Source organism: Aquabacterium sp. OR-4, assembly GCF_025290835.2.
GTDB lineage: Bacteria > Pseudomonadota > Gammaproteobacteria > Burkholderiales > Burkholderiaceae_C > Pseudaquabacterium.
In genome coordinates this window covers 36,596-52,841 of record NZ_JAOCQD020000003.1, presented here as the reverse complement: position 1 = coordinate 52,841, position 16,246 = coordinate 36,596, and the positions used below count along the sequence as shown (strand labels likewise).

Annotated in this window: 12 protein-coding genes; 3 read left to right on the top strand and 9 right to left on the bottom strand. The window is 71.5% G+C overall.

Annotated elements, in window-relative coordinates:
• Positions 1–2: 2 nt before the first annotated feature.
• The 8 genes from N4G63_RS22290 to N4G63_RS22255 form a co-directional block, all read right to left on the bottom strand.
• Positions 3–2,336 (bottom strand): TonB-dependent receptor, encoded by a 2,334-nt coding sequence (locus tag N4G63_RS22290; RefSeq protein ID WP_260789814.1) that lies wholly within the window; start codon positions 2,334–2,336, stop codon positions 3–5.
• 421 nt (positions 2,337–2,757) lie between these two features.
• Positions 2,758–5,037 carry a glycoside hydrolase family 3 protein gene (locus N4G63_RS22285; protein WP_260789813.1) on the bottom strand — a complete coding sequence of 760 codons (2,280 nt, stop codon included), beginning with the start codon at positions 5,035–5,037 and terminating at the stop codon, positions 2,758–2,760.
• Positions 5,038–5,082: 45 nt separating this feature from the next.
• On the bottom strand, positions 5,083–5,997 hold the full coding sequence (locus N4G63_RS22280) for an alpha/beta hydrolase (RefSeq protein WP_260789812.1): 915 nt from the start codon (positions 5,995–5,997) through the stop codon (positions 5,083–5,085).
• A 19-nt stretch (positions 5,998–6,016) separates the two neighbouring features.
• Complete coding sequence (locus tag N4G63_RS22275) at positions 6,017–7,558, bottom strand: bifunctional 3-(3-hydroxy-phenyl)propionate/3-hydroxycinnamic acid hydroxylase (RefSeq protein ID WP_314600316.1); 1,542 nt, start codon at positions 7,556–7,558, stop codon at positions 6,017–6,019.
• A gap of 3 nt (positions 7,559–7,561) precedes the next feature.
• Positions 7,562–8,431 carry a fumarylacetoacetate hydrolase family protein gene (locus N4G63_RS22270; protein ID WP_314600315.1) on the bottom strand — a complete coding sequence of 290 codons (870 nt, stop codon included), beginning with the start codon at positions 8,429–8,431 and terminating at the stop codon, positions 7,562–7,564.
• 13 nt (positions 8,432–8,444) lie between these two features.
• The gene (locus N4G63_RS22265; protein WP_260789810.1) at positions 8,445–9,341 is read right to left on the bottom strand and encodes a VOC family protein; all 897 of its coding nucleotides are present in this window, start codon (positions 9,339–9,341) and stop codon (positions 8,445–8,447) included.
• Positions 9,338–10,381: an amidohydrolase family protein gene (locus N4G63_RS22260; protein ID WP_314600314.1), complete on the bottom strand. Its 1,044-nt coding sequence runs from the start codon at positions 10,379–10,381 to the stop codon at positions 9,338–9,340. The genes N4G63_RS22265 and N4G63_RS22260 overlap by 4 nt, the downstream gene beginning before the upstream one ends.
• Positions 10,378–10,803 (bottom strand): GlcG/HbpS family heme-binding protein, encoded by a 426-nt coding sequence (locus tag N4G63_RS22255; protein WP_260789808.1) that lies wholly within the window; start codon positions 10,801–10,803, stop codon positions 10,378–10,380. Before N4G63_RS22255 ends, N4G63_RS22260 begins: the two co-directional genes overlap by 4 nt.
• 125 nt (positions 10,804–10,928) lie before the next feature.
• On the opposite strand from N4G63_RS22255, the gene N4G63_RS22250 reads away from it, so the two are divergent.
• Positions 10,929–11,840: a LysR family transcriptional regulator gene (locus N4G63_RS22250; RefSeq protein ID WP_260789807.1), complete on the top strand. Its 912-nt coding sequence runs from the start codon at positions 10,929–10,931 to the stop codon at positions 11,838–11,840.
• A gap of 104 nt (positions 11,841–11,944) precedes the next feature.
• Here the strand turns inward: N4G63_RS22250 and N4G63_RS22245 are convergent, their stop codons facing one another.
• On the bottom strand, positions 11,945–12,604 hold the full coding sequence (locus tag N4G63_RS22245) for a 3'-5' exonuclease (protein ID WP_260789806.1): 660 nt from the start codon (positions 12,602–12,604) through the stop codon (positions 11,945–11,947).
• Positions 12,605–12,807: 203 nt separating this feature from the next.
• On the opposite strand from N4G63_RS22245, the gene N4G63_RS22240 reads away from it, so the two are divergent.
• Together N4G63_RS22240 and N4G63_RS22235 are read left to right on the top strand one after the other, a co-directional pair.
• Positions 12,808–13,365, top strand: coding sequence for an ECF-type sigma factor (locus tag N4G63_RS22240; protein ID WP_314600313.1), 558 nt, complete (start codon positions 12,808–12,810; stop codon positions 13,363–13,365).
• Positions 13,366–13,447: 82 nt separating this feature from the next.
• Positions 13,448–16,159: a serine/threonine-protein kinase gene (locus tag N4G63_RS22235; protein ID WP_260789804.1), complete on the top strand. Its 2,712-nt coding sequence runs from the start codon at positions 13,448–13,450 to the stop codon at positions 16,157–16,159.
• Positions 16,160–16,246: the final 87 nt, after the last annotated feature.

The window sequence follows — 16,246 nt, the reverse complement described above, 5'->3', positions numbered from 1 at the left end:
GATCAGAACTTGATGTCGGCCGTCATGCCCACGGTGCGAAACGAATTGGCGCCCAGCGAATAGGCGTAACCCGAACCCGCACCCTTGCCCGGCAGCGGGTAGAGGATGGCGTTGGGCACGCGCTCGTCGGCGGCGTTGCGCACGAACAGGTTGATGCCCCAGCGGTCGTCCGGGCTGCGCACGCCGCCGTGCAGGCCGACGATGGTGTGGGCCTTGAACGAGCACTCGGGCGCCAGCGTGTTGCACAGGCGCACGGCCGACTTGTAGGTGGCGTCCAGGCCCAGGTTCAGGCCGTAGCCGCCCCAGACCTCGGTGTCGTAGTCGGCCCCCACGGTGAGCTTGCCCTTGGGCGAGTACAGCAGGCGCTGGTTGCCGACGTTCTGGTTGTCGAAGACGAAGCCGCTCGGGTACTCGGTGCCCAGGATCAGCGCGCCGCTGGCGCGCAGGCTCAGGGCGCCCAGCACGCGGGCGCGCATGTCCAGTTCCAGCCCGTAGCTCTTGACCTCGGGCACGCTGAGCGGAATGCAGTTCAGTGCGCCCACCGGCGACAGCGTGCAGTTCTGCTCCTGGAAGTTCTTGAGGCTGGTGTTGAACACCGCCACGTCCACGTCCAGGCGCCGGTTGAACAGGCTGGTCTTCAGGCCCAGCTCCAGGCTGGTGGGCTGCTCGGCCTTGACCAGGGTGCCGCTGGTGCTGCCGCTGGCGGCCAGGGCGCTGATGGGCGTGTCGTTGTCGATCTGCGGCGCCTTGTAGCCGCGGCTGAGCGTGAAGTACCCCTGGGTCTGCTTGTCCAGCGCATACAGCAGGCCGAGCTTGCCCGACAGGTCGTTGTTGCGGGCTTCGGCCGCACCGCTCTTGACGGTGGTGGGCGCCGCAAAGCTGGCGAAGGCCACGTTGGCGGTGCGCACCTGAACGTCCTTCACGCGGTCACGGGTGTAGCGCAGGCCGGTGAGCAGCTTGAGCTGCTCGCCCAGCTTGAACGTGGCCTGGCCGAACAGCGCCGCGGTGCCGCTGTCGGTGGTGTAGTTGATCAGCGTCGAGATCGAGCGCGGCACCGGCGGCGACGGCGCATACGGCGACGGCAGGATGGTGGTGGTGGAGGCCTTGGTGGAGTGGTAGTCCGACAGGAACAGGCCGGCCACCCAGTCCACCGCCTGGCCGCTGGCCGAGGACAGGCGCAGCTCCTGCGTCATCTGGCGGATGTTGACCTCGGTGCCGACGGTGCGCACCTTGTCATAGCCCACCGACATGTCGATGGCGGCGGTGTCGGGCCCGGTCTTGCGCTCGCGCACGGCGGTGATGGAGGTCAGCGTCATGCCACTGGCCAGCGTCTTGTCGATCTGGGCCGACAGGCCGCCCACGGTGGCCTGCCACAGCTCCAGCGAGTCGGAGCAGACGTCGTTGTTCTTCAGGCTCACGGTCACGCCGCAGGCCGCAAACTCGGCCAGCGGCGAGTGGTTGCCGGCGGTGTTCTTGGCATAGGCGATGGCCGGGGCAAAGAACACGGCGTTGGTGCTCTTGTTCCTGTCGTAGTCGGCGATCAGGTTGACGCTCAGGTCGGCATCGGGCTTGAGCAGGTAGCGCAGGCGCAGGCCGGTGCCCACGGTCTTGGCATCGGTGCCGTTGTAGACGTTGTTGTAGACGCCGGAGAGCCGGTCGGCATGCGCGGTGACACGCAGCGCCGAGATGTCGTTGATGGGCACGTTGAACGCACCGCGCAGCACCGTGTTGCCGAGCTTGGAGCCCAGCACATTCTTGCCCGACAGCTCCAGCGAGGCCGCGCCTTCGAAGAGCTTGAACCGGGGCGCCTTGGTCACCATGTTGAGCACGCCGGCCGAGGCGTTCTTGCCGAACAGCGTGCCCTGCGGGCCGCGCAGCACTTCCACGCGCTCCAGGTCGAACAGCGCACCACCGGCGGTGTTGCCCAGCGGCACGCCGTCCACCACCACGCCCACCGAGCTTTCGGCCGAGGTGGTGAACACCGCCGTGCCGATGCCGCGGATGGACGCGCTGCCGCCGGGGCCGCCGGTCTTGGTGTCGCCGAACTCCAGTGCGGCAACGGCCTTGGACAGATCGGTGATGTCGCTGACGCCCTGCTTTTGCAGCTGGTCGGCGCTGATCACGCTGATGGCCACCGGCACCTCCTTGAGCGTCTGCGTGCGCTTTTGCGCCGTGACGATGACGGTGGACAGCTCCTGGCTCTCGGCCTTGGCCGGGGCCTCGGCCGCGGCCTGCTGCGCCCATGCCGCGGGGGCCGCCAGGCTGAGGCTGGTCAACGCGGCCAGGGCGACGGCGCTGGGGCGAAAAGGCACGCGGCCTGCAAAGGGGATGTTCAAGTTTTGTCTCCTGGAAAGGATGCCAAGGCTGGGCCTTGTGCGGTGCCCGTGTGCGGGTGGCCGGCCCAGATCAAGACCAGGGCCGGGCTCAGCACACGGATGTTTTAGGAACGGGGAAAACCGGGGCGCGCGGCAGGGCTGGGCGCGTGCGCTGGCGAGCGGCTCGCCAAGGTCTGCGGGGTCATGACTTGTCTCCTGTGAACCTCAGCCGGCGGCATGCGCGGGCGGGCTTTTTCTGGTCTGTTGCGGCTCAGTCTATGGACTGGCCATTCATTCATCCAGGGGATGAAGTGAATTCCTCAAATCCATCTTGTGGATGGTCTGCCGGCGGTGCGGCGGGCCCGGGCGTGGCGCGGGTTCCGGCCCGCAAAGTTGCGCCGTCACGGCCCCGCGAGCGAGGGAAAACACCGGGGGCCATGGCTCAGTAGCTCAGCCCGAAACCGAACGGAAACAGCGTGTCGGCGGCCGGATAACCCGGCGCGTCCGGCTGGTTGTCGATGACGGCCTGCAGGTGGCTGGCCAGCGCGAAGGGCAGCTTGCCGGCGGGCGCGAAGCGGCCGGTGATGATGTCCATCAGCGCCTCGTCGCTGACGCCGAAGCTGGCCAGGATGGCGCCTGCGCGCCTGAGCCCGCTGGCCTCGTCCAGCACATAGGGCTGGCGGAAGTAGATGCCGAGCACCACGCGCTCGGCGCCGACCTCGTTCATCACCGCCTGGATGTCGGCCAGGCTGGGGCTGATCTGCCACGAGGCCGAGGCCGCCATGGTGCTGAAGGACAGGTGGTTGACCTCCCACGGCAGCGCGCCGCCAAAAATCAGCCCGGCCGGCACGCCGGGGCCGATCAGGCCGATCGCATCGTCCACGCACACGGGGTTGCGGGCCGGCTGCAGCACGCAGGGGTCTTGCGCGCCCCAGGTCTTGCCGGTGCGCGGGTCGATGTGCGCCGGGTTGGCACCCCACAGCGGGTCCTGGCTGCGGTACAGGCCGGTGGGCTGGGCCAGCGGCCCGGCCGCGGCCGGCGCATAGGGGTTGCTGACCTCCACGCGGATCAGGGCGTAGTCGGCGCCGGCGGCGCTGGGCCGCTGGGCGTTGGCGTTGGCGTTGGCGTTGGCGTTGGCGCGGTCACCGGTCACCACGGTGTAGCCGCTGCGGGCCAGCACATCGGCGTTGAGGCCCATCGTGTACAGCCGCACCGGCGCGCTGCGGGTGGGCAGCGGCAGCGGCAGCAGCCGGGCCGGGTTCTGCAGCAGCACGATGGACTTGCGCTGCGCGTCGAGCCCCTTTGCCACCGCCTGGGCATTGCCGACGATGGCGGCGGCCTGGGCGGCATCGACATACGGGTTCTCGAACAGGCCCAGCCTGAACAGCGCCACCAGCAGGCGGGTCACGGCCTCGTCGATGCGGGCCTCGCCCACCAGGCCGGCGGCCACCAGGTCGACGATGGCCTGCCGCGAATGAAAGCCCGACAGGATGTCGTTGCCGCTGTTGATGGCCGTGGCCACGCGCTCGGCCACGGTCAGGCCCTCCAGGCCCCAGGCGCGGTGGGTGACGATGCCGGTGTCGGAATTGACAGCGCCCTTGAAGCCCAGCGTGTCGCGCAGCAGGTCGTTGACGATCAGGCGCGAAAACGCAAAGCCCGTCGGGCCGTGGCTCACGCCGTCATGGCGCAGGTTCACCGGCACGCCGTAGTAGGGCATCACGGCCGACACGCCGGCCTCGATGGCGGCCTTGAAGGGCTTCAGGTGGTCGGCAAACCGGCCGGCTGGATAGACCTGGGTCTTGCCGAACGAGTAGTGCGGGTCCAGCCCCATCTCCTGCGGCCCGCCGCCCGGAAAGTGCTTCAAGGTCAGGGCCACCGGCGAGCGGGGATGGAGCGGCCCGCCCTGCAGGTGCTGCACCAGCGTGCGCACGATGTCGGCGTTGAGGTCGAAGTCTTCGCTGAAGGTCTCGCTGACGCGGAACCAGCGTGGCTCGGTTGCGGTGTCGGCCATGTAGCCGTACATGCCGCGCAGGCCGATGGCGGCCCACTCGGCGCCGATGGTGCGGGCAAAGTCCTGGATCAGCGCCAGGTCGCGCGTGGCCGCCAGGCCGGGCTCCTTGGGCCAGGCCGAGAAGGCCCCCGCGCCGGTGTTGACGCCAAAGCGCGCCGCGCGGTCATAGTGGTTGCGGGCGTTGGACTTGAACAGCACCGGAATGCCCAGCGGCAGGCTCTCGGCCTGGGCCTGGATGGCATTGGTCCAGCTCGCAGCCTCCAGCGGCGTGACCGGCTGGCCGTTCAGGCCGGCCCTGGTGGCCTTGACCGGTGCGCCGGTGACCTCGCTGCGAAAGATGAAGTGCCGCATGCCCTGGCGGGCCAGGTAGTCGCCGGCCGGCTCGGCCACCACGCCACCGAAGGCGGGGTTGAGCGTGTCGATCAGCATCATGCCGGCCTTGTCGGCCAGGCTCATGCGGGCCAGCAGATCGGCGGCCCGCGCCTCGGCCGGCAGGCGCCAGTCCTCGTAGGCATCGAGCCTGCCGCTGCCGTTGGCGTCGCGGAACTGCAGGCCGTCCTGCCACAGCACGGCCCGTGTGCGCACGCCGATCACCGGCTGCTCGAGCGCGCCGCCGGCGGCCTGCCCGGTCAGCCCGGTCAGCCCGGTCAGCAACAGGGTCGCCCAGGCGGCGGCTTGGCAGGCGGCGCGGGCGCCGGTCGGGTGGGGCATGGTGAGTCTGCCGGGGCACCCGGCGGGCGTTGGACGGCGGGCCTGTCAGCGCGCGTGTCGGGCGATGAAGTCCAGCACCGGCCCGCTCAGGCTGGGGTCGCCGGTGTTGACGGCCAGGGTCTGCGAGAAGTGGTTGTGGTGGCGGATGACCTGCAGCTCGGGCCTGAAGCCATGCCGCCCGGCCAGCCGCGCAAACAGCTCGCCGGCCTGCACCTGCATCTGCAGCAGATCGCGCTCGGCGTAGCTGATCAGCAGCGGCAGCGGCGCCGCGTCCAGCTGCTCGGTGATGCTCATGGCGGCCAGCGCCTCGGGCTCGTCGGTGCCGAAGTAGGCGTCGTTGCGCGGGTCGGGCGTGGCGATGCCGAAGGCCTCGCGCGACAGGCGCTCGAGCCGGGCGTTGTACGGCCCGGACACCAGGATGGCGCCGCGGATGCCGGACACGCCAAAGCGCTGCATCAGGCAGGCCGCCGCCACATGTGCCGCGCCGGCCGACTCGCCCATCAGCACGATGCGCGCGGGGTCGGCGCCCAGGCTGTGCGCATGCGCGCGCGCCCAGGCCAGGGCGGCGGCCACGTCCTCGGGCCCGGCGGGCCAGCGGTGCTCGGGCGCGAGGCGGTAGTTGGGCAGCACGGTGACGATGCCGTGGCGCGCCAGATGCCAGCCGATGTTGGCCTTGTGCGCCTTGTCGCCGCGGATGAAGCCGCCACCGTGGAAAAACAGCAGCAGCGGGCAGGCCGCGCCGGCCTGGGCGGCCGGGCGATAAACATCGAGCACCTGGCGCGCGTGGGCGCCGTAGCGCTGAGGGCTCAGCTGCAGCACGCCGTCGGTGGGCTGCAGCGCCAGCAGCGGCTCGTACAGGGCCTGCACATCGGGCAGGCTGGCGCCGGCGCCCAGGGCGGCCAACTGCTGGGCCAACGGCTGGGCCGGCGGCGTGGTCAGCGGTTCGGGCACGGTGCTCATGGTCGGAGTATCCGGGTGATCAGCCATGCAGGGCGGCCTTGGCGCCGTCCAGCAAGGCGCGCAGGCCGGCGGCATCGGCGGCCGTGCCGTAGACGTAGTGGTCGGGCCGCAGCAGCACGGCCTGGCAGCCCTGGGCCGCGAACCAGCGCGCCATCACGCCCTCGGCCTCGGCCAGGCAGCCCTCGCCATGGCCCAGGCGCAGCGTCTGCAGTGCGAGCATGCGGGCCTGCTCCGGCGTGGGCCCGCCCAGGTCGCTGCCGGCCGCGATCAGCAGGCGCCAGCCGCAGCCCAGCCAGTGGTCCATGCGCACGCGGCGGTCGGGCAGCTGCAGCCAGGGCTGGGGCGCCAGGCTGCCCGCCGCAGGGCTGCCGTCCAGCAGGCCGGTGCTCAGCCGCGGCAAGACGTCCTGGCGCGGCCTGGGCGCCACGCCTTCGGCCAGCATCTGGCGGTCGCGGCTGCGTGCCGCGGCCACGTCGCGTTCGCAGATCACCGCGCCAATGCCCTTCAGGCGGGTGGTCAGCTCGGTGACGTGGGCCTGGCGCTCGAGGCCGTAGCTGTCGAGCAGCGTGTCGGCGGCGGCGCCCTGCACCTCGCCGTGCAGCACGGCGGCCAGCTTCCAGGCCAGGTTGACGACATCGCGCACGCCCTGGCACATGCCCTGGCCCAGAAAGGGCGGCTGCTGGTGCGCGGCGTCGCCGGCGATGAAGACGCGGCCCACGCGCCACTGCTCGGCCACCAGCGCATGGAAGCGGTAGGCGGCCTGGCGCCACAGCGTGCCATCGGCCGGCGTGAGCCAGCGCGACAGCAGCGCCCAGGTGGCATCGTCCTCGACCACGGCGCGGGGGTCTTCGCCGGCCTTCAGCGAGATCTCCCAGCGGCGGTGGTTCTTGGGGCCGATCACGTAGGTGCAGGGCCGCTCGGGCTCGCAGTACTGCACGCTGGTGGTGGGCAGCTTGGCCAGGCCCTGCGCATTGGCCAGCACGTCGACCACCAGCCAGGGCTCGTCAAAGGACAGGTCGCGCAGCGTGATGCCGACCCGCTCGCGCACGGTGCTGGAGGCGCCGTCGCAGCCGATGGCGTAGCGCGCGCGCACCTGCTGCTCGCGGCCGTCTTCGGCGCGGCAGTGCAGCAGCACCTGCTCGGGCGTCTGCTGCAGGTCGACCACCGTCAGCCCGGTCTGGACGATGACCGACGGCCGCGCGGCCACCGCGCGGCGCAGCGCCTGCTCGAGCGGCGGCTGGGTGAACACCACCGAGGGCGTGTAGCCCTGCGGATAGGGCGGCGCCACCATCGTCATGCGGCGGATCAGCTCGCCGTCCACGCCGTAGTAGCACGAGTCGGTGAACGGCTCCATGAAGGGCTCGATCTGCTCGACCACGCCCAGCTGCTGGAACACGCGCAACACCTCGTGGTCCAGCGCGATGGCGCGCGGGCGGTCGTAGACCTCGTGCGCCCGATCGGCCACGAAGACCTTGAAGCCGGCCTGGCCCAGCAGCGCCGCCGCCACGGCGCCGCTGGGCCCGAAGCCGACGATGGCCACGTCATAAAGCGGCTCGGCCATCGCTCAGGCCTTTTCGCGGCGGATCGGATTGACCAGCGTGCCGATGCGCTCGATGGCGATCTCGATCACGTCGCCGTCCTTCATCCACACTGGCGGCGTGCGCGCCTGGCCCACGCCGGCCGGCGTGCCCATGACGATGACATCGCCCGGCTCCAGCGTCAGGCAGTCGGACAGCAGCGCGATGGTCTCGGCCACGCCCCAGATCATGTCGGTGGTGGAGGCGTCCTGCATCACCTGGCCGTTGAGCCGGCTCTGGATGCGCAGGCCGGTGGCGCCGGGGGCCAGCTCATCGGCGGTGACGAGCACCGGGCCGAAGCCGCCGGTGGCGTCGAAGTTCTTGCCGATGGTCCATTGCGGCGTGCGCTTCTGGTAGTCGCGCACCGACATGTCGTTGAAGCAGGTGTAGCCGAACACGTGTTGCAGCGCGTCGGCCTGGCTGACGTGGCGCGGCACCCGGCTGCCGATGACCAGGGCCAGCTCGGCCTCGTAGTCGAACTTCTCCGACACGCTGGGCAGCTGGCCCGCGGCGCCGTGGCCGATCAGCGAGCTCTTGCCGCGAAAGAAGAACCACGGGTAGTCGGGCTTCTCGCGGCCGCCTTCCTTGGCGTGGTCGTAGTAGTTCAGGCCCAGGCAGATGGTCTTGCCGGGTTCGGGCACCAGCGGGGCCAGCGCCAGGCTGGCCAGCGGCAGGCGCGGCGCCTGGCTGGCCAGGGCCGCGGCGCCGGCGCTGGCCAGGTCGGCGCCGGCTTCCAGCGCCGCGCGCAGCCCGGCCGGCACCTGCGGCTGGGCGGCGTTCAGGTCGATGACCTGGTCGCCATCGACCAGGCCCAGGCGGGGCTGGCCATCGGTGCTGAGGAAGGTGGTGAATTTCATGGCGGGGCTCGATTCAGGTCGGGATGAAGAAGACGCTGCGCTGCGCGGCCTTGAGCGCGGCGCTGGGCGGGGCCGAGATGCCCCATTGGTCAACGCGGCCGGGCGGCCAGGTCCAGTCGGCGGGGCCACCGGCGCGGTAGCTGTCATCGATCTGCTCGACCTCGGCCGTGTACTCGATGACCTCGCCGAACGGGCCGATGAAGTAGTTGAAGGCGTTGTTGCCGGGGCCGTGGCGGCCGGGGCCCCACTCGATGGCATGGCCGGCATCGCGCATGCGGCCGCCGCCACGCATGACGGCGTCGACGCTGGGCATCACGAACGCGATGTGGTTGAGCGCGTCGTTGTCGGCGTCGCCGAGGGCGAGCGTGTGGTGGTCACGGTCGCAGTTCAGAAAGGCCATGATGCGCGTGCGATCGGTCAACGTGAAGCCCAGCGCCTGCTCGATCCAGGCCTGGCTGGCCGGCAGCGCCTGGCTGTTGAGCACCGCATGGGCCAGGCGGATGGGGCTGTCGGCCTGCTCGTCGGTGTCGGTGTGGCGGGCGTCGCCGTGCACCACCTGGAACAAGCGGCCGCAGGGGTCGCGCAGGCTCAGGCCGGTGCCGCCGCCGGGCTCGTCCAGCGGGGCCGGGCCCCGCAGCACACGGCCACCCGCAGCCACCGCCGCCCGGGCCAGCTCGGCCAGCGCGGCCGGGTGGCGGGCGCGCAGCGTGACCTGGCGGATGGCCAGCGTGCGGGCAGCATGCAGCGCCAGCAGGTGGTGGTCGGCACCGCTGCCGCGCAGGTAGATCGTGTCGGCCGTGCGGGCGGCCAGCCGCAGCCGCCAGACCTCGGTGTAGAAGCGCTCGGCGCGCGCCAGGTCGGGCACGTCGAGGGCCACGCTGCGCAGCCCGCTGATCCAGCGTGAACTCATGGGATAGCCTGTGGGGTGAGGCCGAAAAAACGCTCGGCATTGCCATGCAGCAGCGCGCTGACGGTGGCGCCGTCAAAGCCGGCGGCCTCGACACGCTGCGCCGGCGTGCGCTCATGGAAGTTGAAGGGGTAGTCGCTGCCCAGCATCAGCTGGCCCGGGCCGAAGCGATCGACCAGATGGCGCAGCGTGGATTCGTCGAACACCAGCGTGTCGAAGAACAGCTGGCGCGCCTGCGCCAGCGGCGAGGCCTGCACCTGCTCGCGCAGCGCCGCAAACACCTGCCAGCCCTGCTGCAGGCGCGGCAGCAGCATGGCCAGCGTGCCGCCGCCATGGCTGAAGGCGATGCGCAGGCGCGGGCAGGCCAGCAGCAGGTTGGCGGTGATGACCGAGGCCGCGGCCAGGCCCACGTCGCTCGGGTAGGCCAGCACCTGCTGCAGCGGCGCGGGGCCCACCAGGCGGTCCATGCCGGTGGGCTTGAGGGCGTGCACGAAGACCGGCACGTCCAGCGCCTCGCAGGCCTGGAAGAAGGGCAGGAAGCACGGGTGGCCGATGGGCACGCCGTTGACATTGCTGCCCAGCTCCACACCCACCAGGCCCAGCGCCTCGACGGCGTGGCGCAGCTCGGCGATGGCAAGCGAAAGATCCTGCAGCGGCACGGCGGCCAGGCCCAGCAGCGCGCCGCCGCTGTCGGCCACCATGGCGGCGGTCTGCTCGTTCAGGTAGCGCAGCAGCGCATGGGCATCGGCCGGCGCCAGCCAGTAGCTCAGCAGCTCGGGCATCGGCGAGATCACCTGCCGGGCCAGGCCCATGCCGGGCAGGTCGGCCAGGCGGCGCGGCGTGCTCCAGCACTTCTCCGACACCGTGCGGTACTGCTGGCCGGCAATCATCACGTGGCGGTGGCAGAGCCCGCCCTGCGCGGGCGCGGCCACGGTGTGCGGCCACTGCGCCGGCACATGCGCGCCCAGGTAGGCCGGAAAGTGCTCGGGCACCACGTGCGCGTGCACGTCGATGCCGCGGCAGGCGCAGGGCTGCAAGCTCATCCGGCCACCAGGCCGGCGGCCTGCACCCCGGCCATGCAAATGGCCTCGTCCTCGTCGCCGCTGCCGCCCGAGGCGCCCACCGCGCCCAGCACGCGGCCCGCGCCGTCCTTGATCAGCACGGCGCCCGTCTGCGGCAGGAAGCGGCCCCTGGCCGTGTCGGCCAGGGTGGTGAAGAAGTTGGGGTTGGCTTTGGCGCGCTCGGCCAGCAGCCGGCTCGACGCGCCCATGCCCACCGCGCCCCAGGCCTTGGCGGTGGCGATGTCGATGCGGAACATGCTGGCGCCGTCTTCGCGCTGGGCGGCCTTGAGGTGGCCGGCTTCGTCCAGCACCACCACGGCCATCGGCGCGTGGCCGGCGGCGCGGGCAGCGGCCAGCGCAGCGGCCAGCAGGGCATTGGCCTGCGCCAGGGTCAGCGTGGACATGGGTGTCGTCTCCAGGTGAGCCTCTTTGCCCGGGGCGGGCGAGGCATTGCTTTGCACTGGCAGCAACTCTAGGAAAACGCCTTCAATTCATCCAGATGATGGGATGGATATTTAGAATCCAGCGAATGGATATCTCCAAGGTCGACCTGAATCTGCTGGTGAGCTTTGACGCGATGGCCGAGCACCGCAGCGTGACCCGCGCGGGCGAGGCCATCGGGCTCAGCCAACCCGCCATGAGCGCGGCGCTGAACCGGCTGCGCGCGCTGTTCGGCGACGCGCTGTTCGTCAAGACCGGCAGCCACATGGAACCCACGCTGCGCGCCCAGGCGCTGGCGCCGCATGTGCGGCGCGTGGTGGAGACGGTGAAGACCGAGATCCTGAACAGCGCCGAGTTCGACCCCGCCACCAGCGAGCGCATCTTCACGCTGATCACGCCCGACATCGGCGAGATCCACTTCGTGCCGCCACTGCTGGCCTACCTGGCGCAGGCGGCGCCGCACCTGCGCCTGCGCGTGGTGTCGCGCCCGCGGCTGGCCGCGTCGGAGGCGCTGGCCTCGGGTGCGGCCGACCTGGCGCTGGGCTACTTTCCCGACCTCGACAGCGCCGAGTTCTTTCGCCAGAAGCTGTTCGACAACCACCATGTCTGCGTGGTGCGGCGCGGCCACCCCGGCGTGGGCGACGGCGAGGCGCCGCTGAGCGTGGACGCGTACCTGGCGATGCGCCATGTGCTCGTCAAGCCCGACGGGCGGGCCCATGTGTTCGAGCAATACCTGCAGCAGCAGGGGCTGCGGCGCGATGTGGCGCTGGAGATCTCGCACTTCATGAGCCTGCCGCCCATCATCGAAGCCAGCGACCTGATCGCCACCGTGCCGCGCGACCTGGCCGACATCTGCTCGCGCTACGCCGAGCTGCGCATCTTCGAGACGCCGGTCAAGGCGCCGGTGATCCCGGTGCACCAGTTCTGGCACCGCCGCGCGCACAAGGATTCGGCCACGATGTGGCTGAGGTCGAGCATCCAGAAGCTGTTCGCGGTCTGAGCGTCAGGCGGGCCGTTGGCGGCAGGCGCTGTAGGCGGGCCGTTGGCGGCAGGCGCTGCAGGCGGGCCGTTGGCGGCCCGCTGCCGCCGTGCCCGACCCGGCACTCAGCGCGCGCCGGCGCGTGCCGCCAGCGCCTTGGCCACGCCGGCCACCGGCCAGGTCTGCACGGTGCACAGCAGCGCATGGTCGATCGCGGCGCTGCACCCATGGCCCAGGCGCAGCGCCAGCTCGTCCTGCAGGCGCAGCAGCAGGTGGGCGGTGACCGTGGCGTCGGCCAGGGCGCGGTGGGCGCGCCCGGCATCGGGCAGGCGATGCCATGCCGCCAGCGTGCCCAGGCGGTGGTTGGGGGCCTGCGGAAAGAGCCGGCGCGACAAGCGCACGGTGCACGCAAAGGGCGGGTCGTCGACGGCCTGGCCGGTGTCACCGCCGCGGCCACCGTCGGTGCCCGCACGGGCCAGCGCCGCCTCGCTGCGCCAGAACGCGCGGTCAAAGGCCGCGTTGTGCGCCACCAGCGGGCAGCCGGCCGTGAAGGCCAGCACCTCGTGCATCACCTGCTGCGATGGTGGCGCGTCGGCCAGCATCCGGTTGCTGATGCCCGTGAGTTGCTCGATGAAGGGTGGCACCCAGGCGCCGCTGCGCATCAGGCTCTGGTAGTGGCCGACGATGCGGCCGCCGTCCACCAGCACGGCGGCAATCTCGGTGGCACGCGCACCCTGGCTGGGTGCGCTGCCGGTGGTTTCGAAGTCGATGACGGCAATGGGCATGGTGTGTGGCGGGATCGCTTTGGGCCGCCTCACGGCGGATGCGGCCATTCAACGGCACCACAGCGTACGTCAGCCGCGGGCCGCGGGCCGCGGGCCGCGGGCCGCGGGCCGCGGGCTACCGGCCACGGGCATCCACCGCCCATCACCTTTTGACGTTAGGCGCACCGCTGTGCGCCAGCGGGCCAGGCCTCAGAATCGGGCCCATGGGAGAGATCACCACACTCATCCAGCAGGCCGGCCAGGGCAACGGCGCCGCCGTCAGCAGGCTCTGCGAACTGCTCTATGCCGATCTGCGCCGCATCGCCCACGCCAGGCTGTGCCTGGGCGACGGACCGCAAGGCCTGGACACCACCGCGCTGGTGCACGAGAGCTATCTGCGCCTGGTCAAGCTGCAGCAGCTCGAGGTCAAGGACCGCGGCCACTTCCTGACCTACGCGGCCAGCGTGATGCGTTCAGTGGTGGTTGATCTGGTGCGCGAGGCCCGCACCGACCGCCGTGGCGGTGGCCAGTGCCACATCACGCTGGACACCGCGGCCGCCAACGCGCTGCCCGCCGGCGACGCGCAGATCCTGGCCGTGCACGAGGCGCTGGCCGAACTGGCGGGCATCGACCCGCGCCTGGTGCAGGTGGTCGAGATGCGCTTTTTTGTCGGGCTGGAGATGGACGAGATCGCCCGTGCGCTGGGCGTGGGCAAGCGCAGCGTCGAACGCGACTGGGAGAAGGCGCGCAGCTTTCTCTACGCCAGCCTGAAGGCCGGCTGATGCGCCGGCCGATGGCGGATGGGCCGTCGCCATCGCGTGCCTGTCGTCGAGCCCCGAGCTTTCACCGAGCAGGCATCCGCCCATGAAGCTGCAGGCGCACGAGTGGACCGAGGTGCTGCGCCAGCTGGACGCCGCGCTGGAACTGCTGCCGACCGAACGCGGCCAATGGCTGGCCGCGCTGGCGCTGCACCCGCCCCATCTGAAGGACGCGCTGCGCAAGCTGCTGCAAGACCGCCGCGCCATCGAGACGGCCGACTTTCTGAACGCCGGCGCCGAGCGCACGCCACAGCAGCCCGGCACCACGCTGGGCCCGTGGCGGCTGCTGCGTGAACTGGGCCGCGGCGGCATGGCCACCGTGTGGCTGGCGCAGCGCTGCGACGGCGCGCACCAGCGCCAGGTGGCGCTGAAGCTGCCGCAGCACACGCCGGGCTCGCGGCTGATCACCGAACGCTTTCTGCGCGAGCGGGCCATCCTGTCGATGCTGCAGCACGCCAACATCGCGCAGGTGCTGGACGCCGGCGAAGACGAGGGCCAGCCCTGGCTGGCGCTGGAGTACATCGAAGGCCAGCCCATCACCCACCACGCCACGGCGCAGGGGCTGGACGTGCCGGCGCGGCTGCGCCTGTTCCTGCCGGTGCTGCAGGCCGTGCAGCATGCCCACGGCCAGCTGGTCATCCACCGCGACCTCAAGCCGGCCAATGTGATGGTGGACGCGCAAGGCGCCGTCAAGCTGCTGGACTTTGGCGTGGCCAAGCTGCTGGCGGCCGATGTGGCGCCGGCGCTGTCGGCCGACAGCGTGCTGACCCAGCTGGGCGGCCGCGCGATGACGCCGCAGTACGCCAGCCCCGAGCAGGTGGCCGGGCGGCCGCTGGGCGTGAGCAGCGACGTGTATTCGCTGGGCGTGCTGCTGTACGAACTGCTGACCGGCCAGCTGCCCTACCGGCTCAAGCGCGACAGCGCGGCGGCGCTGGAAGAAGCCATCCTCAACGCCGAGGTGCAGCGCCCCAGCCTGGCGGTGGGCACCGCCGCACGCAGCCGCGCGCTGCGCGGTGACCTTGACACCATCGTGATGAAGGCGCTGGCCCTGCAGCCGGCCGCGCGCTACGCCAGCGCCGCGGCACTGGCCGAGGACATCGAGCGCCATCTGGGCCGGCTGCCGGTGCGCGCCCGTCCCGCCACCTGGCATTACCGGCTGGGCCGCAGCCTGCGCCGGCATGCGCTGGGCTACGGCGCGGGCACCGCCGTGGCCGTGGCGCTGCTGACGGGTGCCACGGTGGCGCTGTGGCAGGCCCAGCGCGCCACGGCGCAGGCGCAGCAGTCACAGGCCGTGCAGGCCTTTCTGGCCAAGGTGCTGAGCTACAACGACCCCCAGCAGGCCCAGGGCCAGGAACGCAGCGCACGCCAGCTGCTGACGCTGGCCGCCGGGCAGATCGACACCGAGTTCGGGCAGCAGCCCGCCGTGGCGGCCCGGCTGCATCAGACCGTGGGCATCATCTACTTCGAGATGGGCGCCTTCCAGCCGGCCGTGCAGCACCTGGACCGGGCCCTCGCCCGGCCCCGCCCACGCGATGCCGAGTGGGTGGACGCGATGTTCTTCAAGGCCCAGGCCCAGCGCGACTTGCGAGATTTTTCCGCCGCGCAGGCCAGCTTCAGCGCGGCGATGGCGGCCGGCAACGCGCTAGGCCCGACACCGCACCGCTGGAGCGGCCGCATCCTGGCCAGCCAGGCCTGGCTGGCGTCGCAGACCGGCCAGCTCGACCAGGCGCTGCCGCTGGCCGAGCAGGCACTGGCGCAGCAACGCGCCTACAGCGGCGAGCACAGCGTGGATTTTCTGAGCGTGGCGCAGAACGTGGCCGCGCTGCAGATCGCCCGCGGCCAGATCGACGACGCCCAGGCCCTGATCCGCCAGATCGAGCGGCAGGCGCCCACCCTGCCGGCCTTTCCGATGACCGACCTGCTGGTCACCCGCGCGCAGCTGGCCAGCGTGCGTTTTGTGCGGGGTGACTACGCGCAGGCCGAAGCCGACTACCGCGCGATGTTGCCGCTGTTCGACCAGCACCTCGGCAAGGCGCATGACCGCAGCGCCATTGCACGCTCCACCTTCGCCCGCGCCTTGGCCGAGCTGGGTCGCGCCGACGAGGCGGTGACCGTGCAGCAGGCCAACATCGCCAACGTGCTGCCGCGCGCCGCGGCCGAGCCCGAGGCGGTGAACCTGGTGCGCCTGCAACTGGTGCGGCTGCTGACCCTGGCCGGCCAGCCGCAGCAGGCCGAAGCACTGGCGCGCGAGCTGCTGGCCCAGCTGGAGGCCAGGTACGCCGAGCCCACGCGCTACCGCGAGAACGCCCGCGCCTTTCTGGCCGATGCGGTGCTGGCCCAGGGCCGGCGCGACGAAGGCGTGCGCCTGCTGCAGGCCTCGCTCGACTTCGCCGCCCGCATGGGCCAGGCCGACAACCCGGTGGAACGGGCCAACAAGCAGTGGCAGCTGGCGCTGGCCAGCCGCCACCAGGCCCATGCGGTGAGCCTGGCCGACCAGGCCTGCCAGGCCATGCGCGCGGCGCTGGGCAGCACCAACCCGCGGCTGCTGAAGTGCCTGGCCGTGCTGCGCTGGGTGCAGGCGCTGCACGCGGCGCCCGAGGCGCGCGCTGAGGCGATGGCCGCGTTTGCCACTGCACGCGACGAGGCGGTGGCCACCGTGCCCGCCGGCCATGCGCTGCGCGCCGATCTGCAAGCCGCGCAACGCGAGATCGCCGCTGCCACGCCAGGGCCGCCCACGCGCCTGCTGTCGCTGCATTGATCGCTGTTAGGGGGGTTGCCGCAGCGCCTGGCGGATGCACGCCGGCATTCGCGTGTTCTCCAGCAAGCCCGGCCTTCGCCGCGCATT

Coding starts and splice junctions, on each gene's coding strand:
- N4G63_RS22285 (WP_260789813.1), bottom strand. CDS start 5,037: ATGCCCCACCCGACCGGCGCCCGCGCCGCCTGCCAAGCCGCCGCCTGG.
- N4G63_RS22280 (WP_260789812.1), bottom strand. CDS start 5,997: ATGAGCACCGTGCCCGAACCGCTGACCACGCCGCCGGCCCAGCCGTTG.
- N4G63_RS22275 (WP_314600316.1), bottom strand. CDS start 7,558: ATGGCCGAGCCGCTTTATGACGTGGCCATCGTCGGCTTCGGGCCCAGC.
- N4G63_RS22270 (WP_314600315.1), bottom strand. CDS start 8,431: ATGAAATTCACCACCTTCCTCAGCACCGATGGCCAGCCCCGCCTGGGC.
- N4G63_RS22265 (WP_260789810.1), bottom strand. CDS start 9,341: ATGAGTTCACGCTGGATCAGCGGGCTGCGCAGCGTGGCCCTCGACGTG.
- N4G63_RS22260 (WP_314600314.1), bottom strand. CDS start 10,381: ATGAGCTTGCAGCCCTGCGCCTGCCGCGGCATCGACGTGCACGCGCAC.
- N4G63_RS22255 (WP_260789808.1), bottom strand. CDS start 10,803: ATGTCCACGCTGACCCTGGCGCAGGCCAATGCCCTGCTGGCCGCTGCG.
- N4G63_RS22250 (WP_260789807.1), top strand. CDS start 10,929: ATGGATATCTCCAAGGTCGACCTGAATCTGCTGGTGAGCTTTGACGCG.
- N4G63_RS22245 (WP_260789806.1), bottom strand. CDS start 12,604: ATGCCCATTGCCGTCATCGACTTCGAAACCACCGGCAGCGCACCCAGC.
- N4G63_RS22240 (WP_314600313.1), top strand. CDS start 12,808: ATGGGAGAGATCACCACACTCATCCAGCAGGCCGGCCAGGGCAACGGC.
- N4G63_RS22235 (WP_260789804.1), top strand. CDS start 13,448: ATGAAGCTGCAGGCGCACGAGTGGACCGAGGTGCTGCGCCAGCTGGAC.